Origin of the sequence: Escherichia sp. MOD1-EC6842 (genome assembly GCF_002965705.1) — a bacterium.
GTDB lineage: Bacteria > Pseudomonadota > Gammaproteobacteria > Enterobacterales > Enterobacteriaceae > Escherichia > Escherichia ruysiae.
The window spans coordinates 465,057-480,616 of the sequence record NZ_PTRF01000001.1; the positions used below are offsets into that span (position 1 = coordinate 465,057).

At 51.0% G+C, this 15,560-nt stretch carries 18 protein-coding genes; 9 read left to right on the forward strand and 9 right to left on the reverse strand.

What is annotated here, in order from left to right; genetic code table 11:
- Nucleotides 1-2: 2 nt before the first annotated feature.
- The 3 genes from gloA to nemR form a co-directional block, all read right to left on the reverse strand.
- Entirely contained in the window at nucleotides 3-410 is a 408-nt protein-coding gene (gloA, locus tag A7Z29_RS02470; RefSeq protein WP_001237802.1) for a lactoylglutathione lyase, read from the reverse strand.
- An 80-nt stretch (nucleotides 411-490) separates the two neighbouring features.
- Nucleotides 491-1,588 carry an N-ethylmaleimide reductase gene (gene nemA, locus A7Z29_RS02475; RefSeq protein ID WP_000093630.1) on the reverse strand — a complete coding sequence of 366 codons (1,098 nt, stop codon included), beginning with the start codon at nucleotides 1,586-1,588 and terminating at the stop codon, nucleotides 491-493.
- Between the two features lie 38 nt (nucleotides 1,589-1,626).
- Entirely contained in the window at nucleotides 1,627-2,226 is a 600-nt protein-coding gene (gene nemR / locus A7Z29_RS02480) for a DNA-binding transcriptional regulator NemR (protein WP_032225259.1), read from the reverse strand.
- 102 nt (nucleotides 2,227-2,328) lie between these two features.
- Between nemR and A7Z29_RS02485 the strand changes: the two genes are divergently transcribed.
- The 3 genes from A7Z29_RS02485 to sodC all read left to right on the forward strand — a co-directional run bounded on the left by A7Z29_RS02485 (nucleotide 2,329) and on the right by sodC (nucleotide 4,114).
- The gene (locus tag A7Z29_RS02485; RefSeq protein WP_032225257.1) at nucleotides 2,329-2,568 is read left to right on the forward strand and encodes a DUF1289 domain-containing protein; all 240 of its coding nucleotides are present in this window, start codon (nucleotides 2,329-2,331) and stop codon (nucleotides 2,566-2,568) included.
- Nucleotides 2,569-2,616: 48 nt separating this feature from the next.
- Nucleotides 2,617-3,513, forward strand: a complete 897-nt coding sequence (locus tag A7Z29_RS02490; protein ID WP_000250650.1) for an aldo/keto reductase — start codon at nucleotides 2,617-2,619, stop codon at nucleotides 3,511-3,513.
- A 79-nt stretch (nucleotides 3,514-3,592) separates the two neighbouring features.
- Complete coding sequence (gene sodC, locus A7Z29_RS02495) at nucleotides 3,593-4,114, forward strand: superoxide dismutase [Cu-Zn] SodC (RefSeq protein ID WP_000819796.1); 522 nt, start codon at nucleotides 3,593-3,595, stop codon at nucleotides 4,112-4,114.
- On the opposite strand, the gene A7Z29_RS02500 is transcribed toward sodC, so the two are convergent.
- The 3 genes from A7Z29_RS02500 to A7Z29_RS02510 are packed head-to-tail and all read right to left on the reverse strand — an operon-like array spanning nucleotide 4,115 to nucleotide 7,223.
- Complete coding sequence (locus A7Z29_RS02500; protein ID WP_105289738.1) at nucleotides 4,115-6,127, reverse strand: FUSC family protein; 2,013 nt, start codon at nucleotides 6,125-6,127, stop codon at nucleotides 4,115-4,117.
- A complete protein-coding gene (locus A7Z29_RS02505) occupies nucleotides 6,127-6,984 on the reverse strand; it encodes an efflux RND transporter periplasmic adaptor subunit (protein ID WP_032225250.1) in 858 nt (285 codons plus the stop codon). Before A7Z29_RS02505 ends, A7Z29_RS02500 begins: the two co-directional genes overlap by 1 nt.
- A gap of 2 nt (nucleotides 6,985-6,986) precedes the next feature.
- The gene (locus A7Z29_RS02510; RefSeq protein ID WP_000671001.1) at nucleotides 6,987-7,223 is read right to left on the reverse strand and encodes a DUF1656 domain-containing protein; all 237 of its coding nucleotides are present in this window, start codon (nucleotides 7,221-7,223) and stop codon (nucleotides 6,987-6,989) included.
- A gap of 200 nt (nucleotides 7,224-7,423) precedes the next feature.
- Here A7Z29_RS02510 and slyA point away from each other — a divergent pair, with 200 nt between their 5' ends.
- A complete protein-coding gene (gene slyA / locus A7Z29_RS02515; protein WP_016158207.1) occupies nucleotides 7,424-7,858 on the forward strand; it encodes a transcriptional regulator SlyA in 435 nt (144 codons plus the stop codon).
- Between the two features lie 46 nt (nucleotides 7,859-7,904).
- Here the strand turns inward: slyA and slyB are convergent, their stop codons facing one another.
- A complete protein-coding gene (gene slyB, locus A7Z29_RS02520; protein WP_000597203.1) occupies nucleotides 7,905-8,372 on the reverse strand; it encodes an outer membrane lipoprotein SlyB in 468 nt (155 codons plus the stop codon).
- 274 nt (nucleotides 8,373-8,646) lie between these two features.
- Between slyB and anmK the strand changes: the two genes are divergently transcribed.
- The 5 genes from anmK to pdxY all read left to right on the forward strand — a co-directional run bounded on the left by anmK (nucleotide 8,647) and on the right by pdxY (nucleotide 13,221).
- Nucleotides 8,647-9,768: an anhydro-N-acetylmuramic acid kinase gene (gene anmK / locus A7Z29_RS02525; protein ID WP_105289739.1), complete on the forward strand. Its 1,122-nt coding sequence runs from the start codon at nucleotides 8,647-8,649 to the stop codon at nucleotides 9,766-9,768.
- A 90-nt stretch (nucleotides 9,769-9,858) separates the two neighbouring features.
- A complete protein-coding gene (gene mliC, locus A7Z29_RS02530) occupies nucleotides 9,859-10,182 on the forward strand; it encodes a C-type lysozyme inhibitor (protein ID WP_000734947.1) in 324 nt (107 codons plus the stop codon).
- A gap of 58 nt (nucleotides 10,183-10,240) precedes the next feature.
- Nucleotides 10,241-10,897: a pyridoxamine 5'-phosphate oxidase gene (pdxH, locus tag A7Z29_RS02535; RefSeq protein WP_001282324.1), complete on the forward strand. Its 657-nt coding sequence runs from the start codon at nucleotides 10,241-10,243 to the stop codon at nucleotides 10,895-10,897.
- Between the two features lie 128 nt (nucleotides 10,898-11,025).
- Entirely contained in the window at nucleotides 11,026-12,300 is a 1,275-nt protein-coding gene (tyrS, locus tag A7Z29_RS02540; RefSeq protein WP_001516333.1) for a tyrosine--tRNA ligase, read from the forward strand.
- Between the two features lie 60 nt (nucleotides 12,301-12,360).
- Nucleotides 12,361-13,221: a pyridoxal kinase PdxY gene (gene pdxY, locus A7Z29_RS02545; RefSeq protein WP_000789746.1), complete on the forward strand. Its 861-nt coding sequence runs from the start codon at nucleotides 12,361-12,363 to the stop codon at nucleotides 13,219-13,221.
- Between the two features lie 38 nt (nucleotides 13,222-13,259).
- Here pdxY and gstA read toward each other — a convergent pair whose 3' ends face one another.
- Nucleotides 13,260-13,865 (reverse strand): glutathione transferase GstA, encoded by a 606-nt coding sequence (gene gstA, locus A7Z29_RS02550; RefSeq protein ID WP_000765735.1) that lies wholly within the window; start codon nucleotides 13,863-13,865, stop codon nucleotides 13,260-13,262.
- A 105-nt stretch (nucleotides 13,866-13,970) separates the two neighbouring features.
- Complete coding sequence (gene dtpA / locus A7Z29_RS02555; RefSeq protein ID WP_000100947.1) at nucleotides 13,971-15,473, reverse strand: dipeptide/tripeptide permease DtpA; 1,503 nt, start codon at nucleotides 15,471-15,473, stop codon at nucleotides 13,971-13,973.
- Between the last annotated feature and the right edge of the window lie 87 nt (nucleotides 15,474-15,560).

Genomic DNA, 15,560 nt, shown 5'->3' on the forward strand with positions numbered 1-15,560 from the left:
GATTAGTTGCCCAGACCGCGACCGGCGTCTTTCTCTTCGATCAATTCAATTTTATAACCGTCCGGATCTTCCACAAATGCGATAACCGTAGTACCGCCTTTTACCGGACCGGCTTCACGGGTCACGTTACCGCCGTTCTGACGGATTTTTTCGCACGCTTCAGCGGCGTTATCAACGCTAAGGGCGATGTGACCATAAGCGGTGCCGAGTTCGTATTTATCCACGCCCCAGTTATAGGTCAGCTCAATCACCGCTTCTTCGGTTTCCGGGCCGTAGCCAACAAACGCCAGTGAGTATTTATATTCCGGGTTTTCGCTGGTACGCAGCAGTTTCATGCCCAGCACGTTGGTATAAAAATCGATGGAGCGTTGCAGATCGCCAACGCGCAGCATGGTGTGAAGAAGACGCATCTTTATATCCTCAAAATGGCTAACAGATTCAAAATGTTGTTTTAGTATAGCGGCGGCTTTGCGCCGCTCGCAATGTTAGATCACAGCGTAGGGTAATCGGTATAACCTTCTGCGCCGCCGCCGTAGAAACTTTCGGCACGCTGTGGGTTAAGTTCGGCTTTGCGCTGCAGGCGAGCGACCAGATCCGGATTCGCAATCCAGTCGCGACCAAATGCCACCGCATCAATTAACCCTTTGCCGATCAGCGTTTCCGCTTTTTCTACCGTATATGCACCAGCCCCGATAATCGGGCCGTGGAAACGGGCGCGTACTTTTTCGCGGAAAGCCTCGGTATATGGTTTGCCGCCTGCCCAGTCAGGTTCGGACATATGCAGATAAGCAATGCCGCGTTTGCCCAGTTGTTCAATCAGATACAGTGCATCGGCTTCTTCATTCGGGCCGTTATCCGTATTCTGGAAAGTACCGATTGGCGAAACGCGAATGCCAATGCGATCGGCACCCCATTCTTCAATCCCGGCATCAACAACTTCCAGTACCAGACGTGCGCGATTTTCCACGCTACCGCCGTACTGATCGGTACGATGGTTTGAAGAAGGCGACAGGAACTGATGCAGTAAATAACCGTGAGCGGAGTGAAGCTCTACCAGATCAAAACCGGCTTCACGCGCGTTAGCAATGGCCTGACGGAAATCATTGACGATCCCCGGAATCTCTTTCAGCTCCAGTGCACGCGGCATAGATGTCTCGACGCGGATCGCCTGACCATTTTCATCGCGCAGAGAAGTACGCGTTCCCGCACTAAGTGCCGAAGGTGCTACCGGAGCCTGGCCGCCAGGTTGCAGGCTGGCGTGAGAAATGCGCCCCGTATGCCAAAGCTGTACGGCGATATGACCATTTTCAGCATGAACACCAGCGGTGATTTTTTTCCATGCCGCGATTTGCTCCGGGCTATGAATACCAGGTGCGCCCGCATACCCTTTTGCCTGAGCGGAAACTTGAGTGGCTTCGCTAATAATCAAGCCGGCACTGGCACGTTGGCGATAGTATTCCGCCATCAACGGAGTAGGGATGTCACCCGGCTCAATGCTGCGCAGACGTGTCAGAGGGGCCATAAAAATACGGTTTGCCGCCGTGATCGCGCCCACTTGCAGTGGGGAATACAGTTTTTCAGATGACATAAAGGCTCCCGGTCGTCTGGTGATGAAAAAAATGCCTGCTAAACGGCAGGCGTCGCAATAATGGTTTTTACATGTGTTAGCGCGTTTTCCAGCGGCCCGGAACTGCGCGAAATTTTGGCCTGCAGATTGGCGCCCAGCCACAGCGCGTAAAGTACTTGCGCTTGTTGTAGCGGTTCACCACAAAAGGTTAAACAGTGGCTGGCACGGCCATTTTCCAGTGCCTGAGAGAGCAGGGCGATCACGCCACGAGCGCCTTTATCCATCGCGCTGCGCATATCTTCTGACAGATCGCACACTTCGGCAGAGAGCTTTACTGTCAGGCATCCGCTGATAGTTCCATGCTGGCTAAACTGGTTAAGTGTCTGCTGGTAATAAGCCAGTATGCGGTCGCGGTAGTTACCTTCGCCGGATTGCAGCAACTCCGCTAGTCGCAGGTGATACGCCGCGTAATGACGCTCAAGCATGGCAACGCCAAACGCTTCTTTAGAGCGAAAGTAGTGATAGAACGACCCTTTCGGCACTTCAGCGATTTTCAGTAACTCGCTTAATCCCATCCCGGTGAATCCACGTTGCAGGCAAAGCTGCTCACCCGTAGCCAGGAGGTGTTCGCGAGTATCATGTTCGGTGTGTTTGTTCATGTGTTCGAGTGTAGTAGACCGGTCGGTCTAGTGCAAGTAAAGTTGCTACTTTGGGCATTAACAGCTTCAATAGTGGTAATAATCTTATCTTAGGAGGGCGAAGTGGCGGAGCAATTAGAGTTCTTTCCCGTCCAGAGCCCGTGCCGGGGAATTTGCCAGTCCGATGAACGCGGATTTTGCCGTGGCTGTTATCGTAGCCGGGATGAGCGTTTTAACTGGAATAAAATGAGCGATGGCGAAAAACAAGAAGTGTTGCGCCTTTGTCGGCAACGACTTATGCGTAAATTACGCGCGAATAAGCCAGCGCCATCAGACGAACCTGAGCAACCATCACTCTTTTGAGCCTAATCTTGCGTATACTCCTCTCATATCTGATAAGAGGAAGCGATTATGGTTCAGCGTATTACTATTGCGCCGCAAGGCCCGGAGTTTTCCCGTTTTGTGATGGGCTACTGGCGATTGATGGACTGGAATATGTCCGCCCGCCAGTTAGTCAGTTTTATTGAAGAGCATCTGGATCTCGGCGTGACTACTGTAGATCACGCTGATATTTATGGTGGCTATCAGTGCGAAGCGGCGTTTGGCGAGGCGTTGAAACTGGCGCCTCACCTGCGTGAACGGATGGAAATCGTCAGTAAATGCGGTATCGCGACGACCGCGCGTGAAGAAAACGTCATTGGTCATTACATCACTGACCGCGACCACATCATTAAGAGCGCCGAACAGTCGCTGATTAATCTTGCGACCGATCATCTGGATCTGCTGCTGATCCATCGCCCCGACCCGCTAATGGATGCCGATGAAGTGGCAGATGCGTTTAAACATCTGCATCAGAGCGGAAAAGTACGCCATTTTGGCGTCTCCAACTTCACGCCTGCGCAATTTGCTCTGTTGCAATCGCGCTTGCCGTTTACCCTTGCCACTAATCAGGTGGAAATATCCCCGGTGCATCAGCCGTTACTGCTGGATGGCACGCTCGACCAACTGCAACAACTGCGTATTCGCCCGATGGCCTGGTCTTGTCTTGGCGGTGGTCGTCTGTTTAATGATGATTATTTCAGGCCGCTACGTGATGAACTTGCTGTGGTGGCGGAAGAATTAAACGCGGGCTCTATCGAGCAGGTGGTTTATGCCTGGATATTGCGTCTGCCATCACAGCCGCTGCCGATTATCGGCTCCGGTAAAATTGAGCGCGTGCGGGCTGCTGTCGAAGCGGAAACATTGAAAATGACCCGCCAACAATGGTTCCGTATCCGTAAAGCGGCACTGGGTTACGACGTACCGTAAACACTTTTAGGAATAGCCGCCGTTCAAATATGTGTCACTGGTTTACACTTAACGGGTATGCACATTGAACGGAGGTCCTATGAAACGTTTTAGTCTGGCCATTCTGGCGCTGGTTGTTGCAACCGGCGCACAAGCTGCCAGTGAAAAAGTCGAGATGAACCTCGTCACGTCGCAAGGGGTTGGGCAGTCAATCGGTAGTGTAACAATTACTGAAACCGATAAAGGTCTGGAGTTTTCACCCGATCTGAAAGCATTACCACCCGGTGAGCATGGCTTCCATATTCATGCCAAAGGAAGCTGCCAGCCAGCAATGAAAGATGGCAAAGCCAGCGCCGCAGAATCCGCAGGCGGGCATCTTGATCCACAAAATACTGGTAAGCATGAAGGGCCAGAAGGTGCAGGACACTTAGGCGATCTGCCGGCACTGGTGGTTAACAATGACGGTAAAGCAACCGATGCCGTCATTGCGCCTCGTCTGAAATCACTTGATGAAATCAAAGACAAGGCGCTGATGATCCACGTTGGCGGCGATAATATGTCCGATCAACCAAAACTGCTGGGCGGTGGCGGTGAACGCTATGCCTGTGGTGTCATTAAGTAATTAAGAGGTCAGCGTACCTTGCGGCGGCGCTTGCTCAAGTTGCGAAAGCGAGCAGTACAGACGCCAGACAATCGCCGCCAGCTCACGGGCTGCGGGTTGATGATGGTGGGCAAGGCTGTCGCATATCCGCTGTAATTCTTCAAGTGTGGCCGCCAGTGATTTTTGCTGAACGCCACGCTCATTCATTACTTCCCGCAACAGAAAAATACAGTTATCCCGCACTCGCGATAACGGATCGGAACGCGATTCCCAGTCCCGCAATTGCCAGACAACATGTGAACAGTTCAGCAGCACCACGCCCCAGCGTAATAACCAACGGCGAGCCAGTGCATCCTGGCTGTTGCTCAACTGACTAACGTGGTGATAAGTGAGCGATTCAAATTCGCTTTCACTCAGGGTTGGATGGCGGCTTAGTTGGTCGACAAAATCCCGGCGCAGTGCGCGAATATGACGACGACTTTTACGGGCATCAGATCCAGGTCGCAGAATGGCGAACGCTAACCACGCCAGCGCCACGCCAACAATTTTCGCCAGATTATCGTTAAGAAAGTCAGCAAAATCATACACCGGGGGATTAGTGACAGCGATGAACGAACCCATAAATACGATCAGTTGTCCCCACAACGCGGCAAATTTTGGCATCTGTAATTTGAGAAGTTGCATCGTCGCCAGTAGCGGGAAGAGAAACAGCAAAAATTGCCACAGATCGCTAATCTGAACCATCAGACCAAACTTAACCACAAAGCTAAATAGCGAAAGTAATACCAGCGTGCGCATAAGTAGCGACAGTGACTTAAACGGTGCCGCGACGGCGGAGTAGAGTACGCAGCTAATTGCTGCCAGTGTTAATGCATTGGCACCGGCATCCCATTGCGAAGCGATACTCCATGCGCCAATTATCATCAACGTACAAAATGTGCGCAGTCCACTCCACATAGCTTCGGCGTTATCGGTATGACGTGCCAGGCCGGCTGTTCGTGGGAGTCTGGCACGATCATCTGTACCGCTTTCCAGACGATGTAGTTCCTGACTGCTTTGCAGATAAAGGCGGCAAAAATAGCGTAGTCGCTGCCAGAAGGCGACGTGCCGATAGTCGGCTAAGTTGGTTGGGCGCAGTGGGGCAATGATACGTGCGACGGTGTAAAAATCAGTTTGCGAACTGGCAAGCGCCGTCAGCAACTGTTCGAGAATTTCACGTGTGGCGGCGGGCGTTGATGACCAGTTGAGCAACATACGTCGCAGGCTGGAGATGACGCTGGTCATGCGTAATTGCTGGTGGAGTAGCGCATTCAGGCGTGCATTTTGCTGGCGGAAACGATAGTGACTCCAGAACGCCTGAATGCGCAGCAAATTCATGGTTAATATTTGCCCAATGATTCCTTCATGTGCTGTGCGAATGGCATCGGTTGTTTCAGGCTGCCAGAGCAAGCTGGCATGTTCCAGTAAACGGGCATGCATGTTTTTCAACGCGGTTAAAAGCGCAGTGGCGTCGGAGCTACTCGGCAGGATCATCATCATCATGCCACCGCAGAGAATACCGACGATGACTTCGCAAACGCGTGCCTGAGCGATATCCCATAACTGGCTTGCTTCCGTGATATTGACCATCGGAAAGGCGATAATGGCCGCAGTGTAGCCCGCCAGTTGGAAGGCATACGCCACGTTATTCGTGAAGTGCGCGCAAGCCCAGGTACAAAAGCCAAGCCACGCCGACATGCTCAATAGAAAAAACCACGGCTCGTTAAGCGTATGCCCGGCAAGAATCAGTGCCGCGATGGCTCCCAGCAAACTACCAGCGATGCGTCCGAGACTTTTGCTGATGACACCGCCAACGGTGGGAAAGCTTACCACCGCAGCCGAGGTCATCGCCCAGTAGGGTTCATCGAGATTTAAATAATAGGCAACCGTCAGCGCCAGGCACATGGCAATGGTATTGCGTAACGCATAACGCCATTGCGCCAGCGAGGCCCTGCACCAGGGCAAATTGCGCAAGGACCATAACGATGCGTTCATTATTGACCTACGGCGATGCTACATGTTGTACCGGATACCAGCGTGACATCGCTGGGAACATTATCCAGAGCAAAGCGGACGGGAACGCGTTGGGCGAGACGCACCCAGGGGACGTTAGGTTTCACATCCGGAATCAGGCTGGAATCACTTTCAATGCTCTGATCATAAATCGCCCGACCGATACTGGAAACGTGACCCTGTAACGTTTTGTTATCGCTATAGAGTGTAATTTGCGCTGGTGCACCGTCGTGGATATGGCGCAATTTGGTTTCTTCAAAATAACCAATGACGTAAAACGAATGGCTATCTACCAGGGCAAACAGGGGCTTTCCGGTGTCGGCGTAGTCGCCGATGCGGGTAGTGAGATTAGTTACCCATCCACTCACCGGAGCGCGAATTTCCGTTTGTGCCAGTTGCCATTGTGCCTGTTTAAGCGTCGCCTGTGCGGCATCAACACTGGCCTGCATCGCTTTAACATTGAGGTTAACGGTATCCAGCTCTTCGGCAGAGATAAAATTATGTGAGAGATGACGGCGACGATTAGCTTCGTTATTGGCTTTGGCGAGGTCAGATTGCGCTTTCGTTAACTGAGCCTGGGCGTTCAGTTCGGCTATCTGGAAGGGCGTTTTATCGATGGTGAGTAAAATATCACCAGCATTAACCAACTGGTTGTCTTTTATATTCATCGCAACAATACGTCCAGACACCTGAGGCGTGATAGAAACCTGTTCTGCGCGTATTTTTCCGTCGCGTGTCCACGGTGACTGCATGTAATAGTTCCATAGCCACCATCCGGCAAGAATCGCAACAACCGCTACAATAATTGTTGAGAAATACTTAATTGTTTTAATTGACATAGTTACCACGCAATCAGTATTGCCAGAGCAAGGCAAACGCAAATCGCAAACAGCGATAAATCCATTAACAAGGGATGCCAGATGTCACCGGCGTAGATCCAGCCGCGAAGCAGGCGGTGTATAACAAGCCAGAGGACAAATCCAAGCGCGAACGCTTTGAAAAACGGAGGAAAATAGACGGACGCACCGAACACCAGATCTTGTAAGGGCAATCCCGTTGCATTAAGCATAAACTTCACAAAATAGATTCCTTTACGACCGAATATATTGCGTTAGATTAATAAATATTCTTTAAGTGCGAAAAAGTTACGCGCAATTTCTGAAAAGCATGTCTGACGGTAAGCAAATGCAGCAATACATTTGTTTTAGCAATACAATTGCTGCACACTATTCTAAAAGCTGTATAATATCTTAGCAAGCTAATTATAAGGAGATGAAATTGGAATCGCCACTAGGTTCTGATCTGGCACGGTTGGTGCGCATATGGCGTGCTCTGATAGACCATCGCCTGAAACCGCTGGAGTTAACGCAAACCCATTGGGTAACGTTGCACAATATCCATCAGTTACCTCCAGACCAGTCGCAAATTCAACTGGCAAAAGCGATCGGCATTGAGCAGCCTTCACTGGTTCGTACGCTGGACCAACTGGAAGAAAAAGGGTTAATTTCGCGTCAAACTTGCGCCAGCGATCGTCGGGCTAAACGTATTAAACTGACGGAAAAAGCGGAGCCGCTGATTAGCGAAATGGAAGCGGTTATTAACAAAACCCGGGCGGAAATATTGCATGGAATTTCCGCAGAGGAAGTAGAACAGTTGATTAAGCTCATTGCAAAACTTGAGCATAATATTACTGAGCTGCAGGCCAAAGGGTGAAATGAAGAAGGCGTGTGGTCAGTGACCTGACCACACGTCAACTTATTTAGCGCGGAGAGACAGTCACCTGGCTACCGTTGCTGGCCAGGATAACACGTTGTCCCGGAGAGAAGTGGGTATTGCCCTGTTTCTGTACCACCATAATGGTGTTGCCATCATCTTTACGAATTTCCAACTCCACACCCTGAGTTTTGTTCATTGCGCTCTGCACGCCCTGACCCGCTACGCCACCTGCGATAGCGCCTGCCGCAGTTGCCAGAGAACGCCCAGTTCCGCCACCAACGGTATTCCCAAGGAAGCCACCGAGAACCGCACCGCCAATTGCGCCGATAACGTTGGAATCATCACCGCCCTGAATTTGTACCTGTCGTACATTAACGATTGTGCCATAGCTGACATTCTGCACTTGCTTCGCTTCAGAGGCGGTATAGACATCGCCAGAAAGGGTATCGTTATTAACACAACCGACAAGAGACAGACCTACCATTGATACAACCAGTACGCGCTTAATCATTGAAAAATCTCCTGATTACCATGAAACGCCTCACAAGCATCCCTCATGGCCAAAGTAAATGGCATTGGTATAACTATGATTACATGTTCCACTAAAACATGATGGAATCATAATTAGAATACGGTTAACCAAGTATAAACAAAACATTCATAGTAATTATTGATATGAATATAATGTTTTCCTGGTAATGGTAAAAATCGGCGCTCATGCATGGAATTCGTGAGAGGTTTGTGTTTGAGTGGAGCGCAAACGACAGGTTGAAAAAGGATGAACTATGAAATCAGGCCGCTTTATTGGCGTAATGTCAGGTACTAGCCTGGATGGTGTCGATGTTGTACTGGCGACTATCGATGAACACAGGGTGGCGCAGTTGGCAAGTTTGAGCTGGCCGATTCCCCCATCACTTAAACAAGCAGTACTGGATATTTGTCAGGGGCAGCAGCTTACGCTTTCTCAGTTCGGTCAACTGGATACTCAACTTGGTCGTTTGTTTGCCGATGCCGTTAACGCACTGCTCAAGCAAGAAAATTTGCAGCCAAAAGATATCGTCGCCATCGGGTGTCACGGACAGACTGTCTGGCACGAACCTACTGGCGTTGCACCGCATACTCTACAGATTGGTGATAACAATCAAATTGTGGCGCGCACTGGAATTACTGTCGTTGGTGATTTTCGCCGTCGCGATATCGCCTTAGGTGGTCAGGGTGCGCCGCTGGTGCCAGCGTTTCATCACGCATTGCTGGCTCATCCGACAGAGCGGCGAATGGTTCTCAACATTGGTGGTATCGCCAATTTGTCGTTGTTGATTCCAGGGCAGCCGGTGGGGGGGTACGATACTGGGCCGGGTAACATGTTGATGGATGCGTGGATTTGGCGTCAGGCCGGGAAACCTTACGATAAAGACGCTGAGTGGGCGCGGGCGGGTAAAGTTATTTTGCCACTGTTGCAGAATATGCTTAGTGATGCGTATTTTTCCCAATCCGCGCCGAAAAGCACCGGACGCGAATACTTTAACTACGGTTGGCTGGAACGGCATGTGCGCCATTTCCCGGGTGTTGATGCGCGCGATGTCCAGGCGACGCTGGCGGAACTTACTGCCGTGACCATTTCTGAACAGGTATTATTGAGTGGCGGCTGCGATCGTTTGATGGTCTGTGGTGGCGGAAGCCGTAATCCATTGGTGATGACGCGACTTGCTGCCTTGCTGCCAGGAACCGAAGTGACCACCACTGACGCCGTCGGCATTAGTGGTGATGACATGGAAGCATTGGCCTTCGCGTGGCTTGCCTGGCGGACGCTGGCGGGGCTACCCGGCAACCTGCCTTCGGTCACCGGCGCAAGCGAGGCGACGGTGCTGGGCGCAATTTTCCCTGCAAACCCGCGATATCAGAGTTAACTGAATTTTTCCTACTGCGTCTGCCGTTACACTTGGAAGTTGAGGAGAGCGTTTTGCTCTCCGGACCAGGAAAGTCTTCGGGATGTGTTTATGAAAAAACTGTTACTGATCTGTTTGCCGGTGCTTCTCACTGGCTGTGGCGCGTTTAATCAACTGGTTGAACGTATGCAAACTGATACGCTGGAATACCAGTGTGATGAAAAACCGTTGACGGTAAAACTGAATAATCCGCGTCAGGAAGTCAGTTTTGTCTACGACAATCAATTAATTCACCTTAAACAGGGCATTTCAGCCTCTGGCGCACGTTATACCGATGGCATTTATGTTTTCTGGTCAAAAGGTGATGAGGCAACGGTCTATAAGCGTGACCGCATCGTCTTGAATAACTGTCAGTTACAAAATCCGCAGCGTTGAGATTTTTCCAGGGGCGGCGCACAATAGCGTCACCCACTGACAATCCGTAAAGAAAACCATGTCTGATAACGACGAATTGCAGCAAATCGCGCATCTGCGCCGTGAATACACCAAAGGCGGTTTACGCCGCCGCGATCTTCCCGCCGATCCTTTAACCCTTTTTGAACGCTGGCTCTCCCAGGCCTGTGAAGCCAAACTGGTTGACCCCACCGCGATGGTCGTCGCAACCGTTGATGAACATGGTCAGCCTTATCAGCGCATCGTGTTACTCAAACATTACGACGAAAAAGGGATGGTGTTTTACACCAATCTCGGCAGTCGCAAAGCGCATCAAATCGAAAATAACCCGCGCGTTAGCCTGCTTTTCCCGTGGCATACTCTTGAGCGCCAGGTAATGGTGACCGGTAAAGCGGAGCGTCTTTCGACTCTCGAAGTGATGAAATATTTTCATAGTCGTCCGCGCGATAGCCAGATTGGCGCGTGGGTATCTAAGCAGTCCAGCCGTATCTCTGCGCGAGGGATCCTTGAGAGCAAATTTCTTGAGCTGAAGCAGAAGTTTCAGCAGGGCGATGTCCCTTTACCGAGTTTCTGGGGCGGTTTCCGCGTAAGTCTTGAGCAGGTTGAGTTCTGGCAGGGCGGTGAGCATCGTCTGCATGACCGCTTTTTGTACCAGCGTGAAAATGAGGCGTGGAAAATCGATCGTCTCGCACCCTGAAAAGATGCAAAAATCTTGCTTTAATCGCTGGCACTCCTGATTCCGGCACTTTATTCTATGTCTCTTTCGCATCTGGCGAAAAGTCGTGTACCGGCAAAGGTGCAGTCGTTATATACATGGAGATTTTGATGGCAAGCAGTAACTTGATTAAACAATTGCAAGAGCGGGGGCTGGTGGCCCAGGTGACGGACGAAGAAGCGTTAGCAGAGCGACTGGCGCAAGGCCCGATCGCGCTCTATTGCGGCTTCGACCCTACCGCTGACAGCTTGCATTTGGGGCATCTTGTTCCATTGTTATGCCTGAAACGCTTCCAGCAGGCGGGCCACAAGCCGGTTGCGCTGGTAGGCGGCGCGACAGGTCTGATTGGCGACCCAAGCTTCAAAGCTGCCGAGCGTAAGCTGAACACCGAAGAAACTGTTCAGGAGTGGGTGGACAAAATCCGCAAGCAGGTTGCCCCGTTCCTCGATTTCGACTGTGGAGAAAACTCTGCTATCGCCGCGAACAACTATGACTGGTTCGGCAATATGAATGTGCTGACTTTCCTGCGCGATATCGGTAAGCACTTCTCCGTTAACCAGATGATCAACAAAGAAGCGGTTAAGCAGCGTCTCAACCGTGAAGATCAGGGTATTTCGTTCACCGAGTTTTCTTACAACCTGTTGCAGGGCTATGACTTTGCCTGTCTGAATAAACAGTATGGTGTTACGTTGCAGATTGGCGGTTCTGACCAGTGGGGTAACATCACCTCTGGTATCGATCTGACCCGTCGCCTGCATCAGAATCAGGTGTTTGGCCTGACCGTTCCGCTGATCACCAAGGCTGACGGCACCAAATTTGGTAAAACTGAAGGCGGCGCAGTATGGCTGGATCCGAAGAAGACCAGTCCGTACAAGTTCTACCAGTTCTGGATCAACACCGCTGATGCCGACGTTTACCGCTTCCTGAAGTTCTTCACTTTCATGAGCATTGAAGAGATCAACGCCCTGGAAGAAGAAGATAAAAACAGCGGCAAAGCACCGCGCGCCCAGTATGTGCTGGCGGAGCAGGTGACGCGTCTGGTTCACGGTGAAGAAGGTTTGCAAGCCGCGAAACGTATTACCGAATGTCTGTTCAGCGGTTCCTTGAGTGCGCTTAGCGAAGCGGACTTTGAACAGCTGGCGCAGGACGGCGTACCGATGGTTGAAATGGAAAAAGGCGCTGATCTGATGCAGGCGCTGGTCGATTCTGAACTGCAACCTTCCCGTGGTCAGGCGCGTAAAACTATTGCCTCCAATGCCATCACCATTAACGGTGAAAAACAGTCCGATCCTGAATACTTCTTTAAAGAAGAAGATCGCCTGTTTGGCCGTTATACCTTACTGCGTCGCGGCAAAAAGAATTACTGTCTGATTTGCTGGAAATAATGCACTAAGTGGAAAGGGGGAGTGAGAAATCACTCCCCTGATTTTTATACAGGGAGCACAATGAAAAATATTCTCGCTATCCAGTCTCACGTTGTTTATGGTCATGCGGGTAACAGTGCGGCAGAGTTTCCAATGCGCCGCCTGGGCGCGAATGTCTGGCCGCTGAATACCGTTCAATTTTCTAATCATACTCAATACGGCAAATGGACTGGCTGTGTGATGCCGCCCAGCCATTTAACCGAAATTGTGCAGGGCATTGCCGCCATTGATAAATTACACACCTGTGATGCCGTACTCAGTGGTTATCTGGGATCGGCGGAGCAGGGCGAACATATCCTCGGTATTGTCCGTCAGATAAAAGCGGCGAATCCACAAGCGAAATATTTTTGCGATCCCGTAATGGGGCACCCGGAAAAAGGTTGCATCGTTGCGCCAGGCGTGGCGGAATTTCATGTCCGTCACGGTATGCCAGCCAGCGATATCATCGCGCCGAATCTGGTCGAGCTGGAAATTCTTTGTGAACATCCAGTACATAACGTCGAAGAGGCCGTTAACGCTGCGCGTGAGCTTATTGCGCAAGGGCCACAAATCGTATTGGTTAAACACCTTGCACGTGCGGGCTACAGCCGCGAACGTTTTGAAATGCTGCTGGTTACTGCTGATGAAGCTTGGCATATCAGCCGTCCGCTGGTCGATTTCGGTATGCGCCAGCCGGTAGGTGTTGGTGATGTGACGAGCGGTTTACTGCTGGTGAAATTGTTGCAGGGGGCAACGCTGCAGGAGGCACTGGAACACGTGACGGCGGCAGTATACGAAATTATGGTAACCACCAAAGCAATGCAGGAATATGAACTGCAGGTGGTTGCCGCGCAAGATCGTATAGCTAAACCGGAACACTATTTCAGCGCAACGAAGCTCTGAAATACCTCGGCCCACAGCTTCCTGTGGGCCGATGACGATTACTGCAAGCCTTCCGCCGTCAACGCGGCTTTCACCGCCGGTCTTTCAGCCATACGCTGCATAAAGGCTGCAATGTGCTCTAAACCCTCCAGATTCAGTTTCACCGCGTATGCCCAGCGCAGAACCGTAAACAGATAGGCGTCAGCGATGGTGAAACGTTGCCCGCATATCCAGTGCTCATCTTTCAGCGCGTCGTTAACATACTGCAGCTTTTTCTCCAGTTGTGCACGGGCAGCCTGTTTATACTCTTCCGGGGTATCCGGGCGGAACAGTGGTGTGAACCCTTTATGCAATTCGGTGGCGATATAGTTCAGCCATTCGATGGTTTTATAGCGAGAAATACTGTTTACCGATGCCAGCAACTGGCGGTCGGGAACACTGTCAGCAAGATACTGCATAATTGCTACGCCTTCCGTCAGCAAAGTACCATCGTCCAGTAGCAACGCAGGAACCTGTCCCTTAGGGTTAATGGCAAAGTAATCATCACCGTTCTCGAGACGTTTTTTCATCAAATCCACACTGACGAGCGTAAAGTCCTTTCCGCTCTCACGCAGGGTGATATGGGAAGCAAGAGAGCAGGCGCCCGGTTTGTAGAACAGTTTCATCGGTAACTCCTTTTGGCTGTGGTTTAAAGTATGGTAGTGCGTTGCTGAACAAAAAAAAAGCCGCTAACGAAAAGTTAGCGGCTTGTAAAAGAGTTTCCCTGAAATTTACGCTACGGCAGCTTTCGCCGCTTTGTCTGCAGCATCGTCCTGGGTCATGCGATGCAGTTTCGGCGCGGTCAGCAGCATCAGCACAGCAATAACGGCAGTGGCGACACCAATCTGCAAGAACACGCGACCATACACTTCCAGCGACATCAGCGGATCGGTTACGTTATCCGGAACAGCCATCATACCCGCAACATAACCACCAATCAGGTTTGCACCGGCAGTGGTCAGGAACCAGCTACCCATAATGAAGCCCATCAGACGCTGCGGAACGAGCTGTGCAACCATCGCCAGACCCAGACCAGAGATCATCAGTTCACCGATACTTTGCAGGCCGTAGCTAGCTACCAGCCAGCTTACAGAAACGATACCGGCGTCAGACGCGAATTTCGCACCCAGCGGCAGGATCAGGAACGCACCAGAACACATCACCATACCGATTGCAAACTTGGTCGGCATCGGCAGGGTATCGCCCATCTTGTTATAGATAGCGGCCAGAATCGGGCTACCAATGATGATCCAGAATGGGTTCAGCGCCTGATACTGCTCTGGCTCGACGGCCAGACCAAGAATAGTGTGTTCAACGTTACGAATCGCAAAGAAGTTCAGCGACGTCGGCATCTGGCTGTACAGCACGAAGAAGATGATTGCTTCAAGCATCAGGATGAAGGCGACGATCATTTTACGACGCGCAGCACCTTTCATGGCGAACGCTTCTTTACCGAAGATAACCACGATACCCAGGGCAACAACGCCCAGCGCCATACGTGCTACTTCCTGGTTGTGCAGCAGCCAGGTTGCAACTGCGATCAGGGCTACAACACCAATAATGGTCAGCAGCAGGTTACGGTAGTTGACTGGTTCAAAGTCAGGTTTTGAGCCGTACTGCTTAACCCAGCGTTGGCAGAAGGCGAAGTTAACGATAGTGATTAACAGACCTACTACGCTAAGGGCGAACGCGACGCTCCAGCCATATTTGGCAGCCAGCCATGGGGTTGCAATCATAGAGAAGAAAGAACCGATGTTGACGGACATGTAGTACATGGTAAATGCACCGTCCAGACGCGGGTCGTTTTTCTCATAGCAAGTAGAGAGCAGCGAAGACGGGTTGGCTTTAAACAGGCCGTTACCTACGGCAATAGCCGCCATACCCATATAGACGATACCGGCGTCGTGACCAGACCATGCAACCAGCGCATAACCAATGGCCAGTACAATAGCACCAAGCATAATAACGCGTTTAGTACCCAGTACCTTGTCACCTAACCAGCCGCCGATAGCGACCAGACCATAAACCAGGGCGCTAAAGGAAGAGAAAAGGGTGATTGAATCCGCTTCAGACATACCCAGTTGTTTAACCAGGTAGACAGCCATAATTCCTTGTAGGCCGTAATAACCAAAACGTTCCCATAACTCAATCGAGAAGATGAGATAGAACGCCTTCGGTTGTTTGAAAGCGTTCAAACTGACGCTTTCTGTTGGTTTTTGGTTTGCAGTGGACACTTTTACCTCTTTTTTTACATCCCATATTAACGGGGGTGCTTTCTCGCGTGATGTCTAAAAAACATACGCGCAATTGTTATAGTGGGA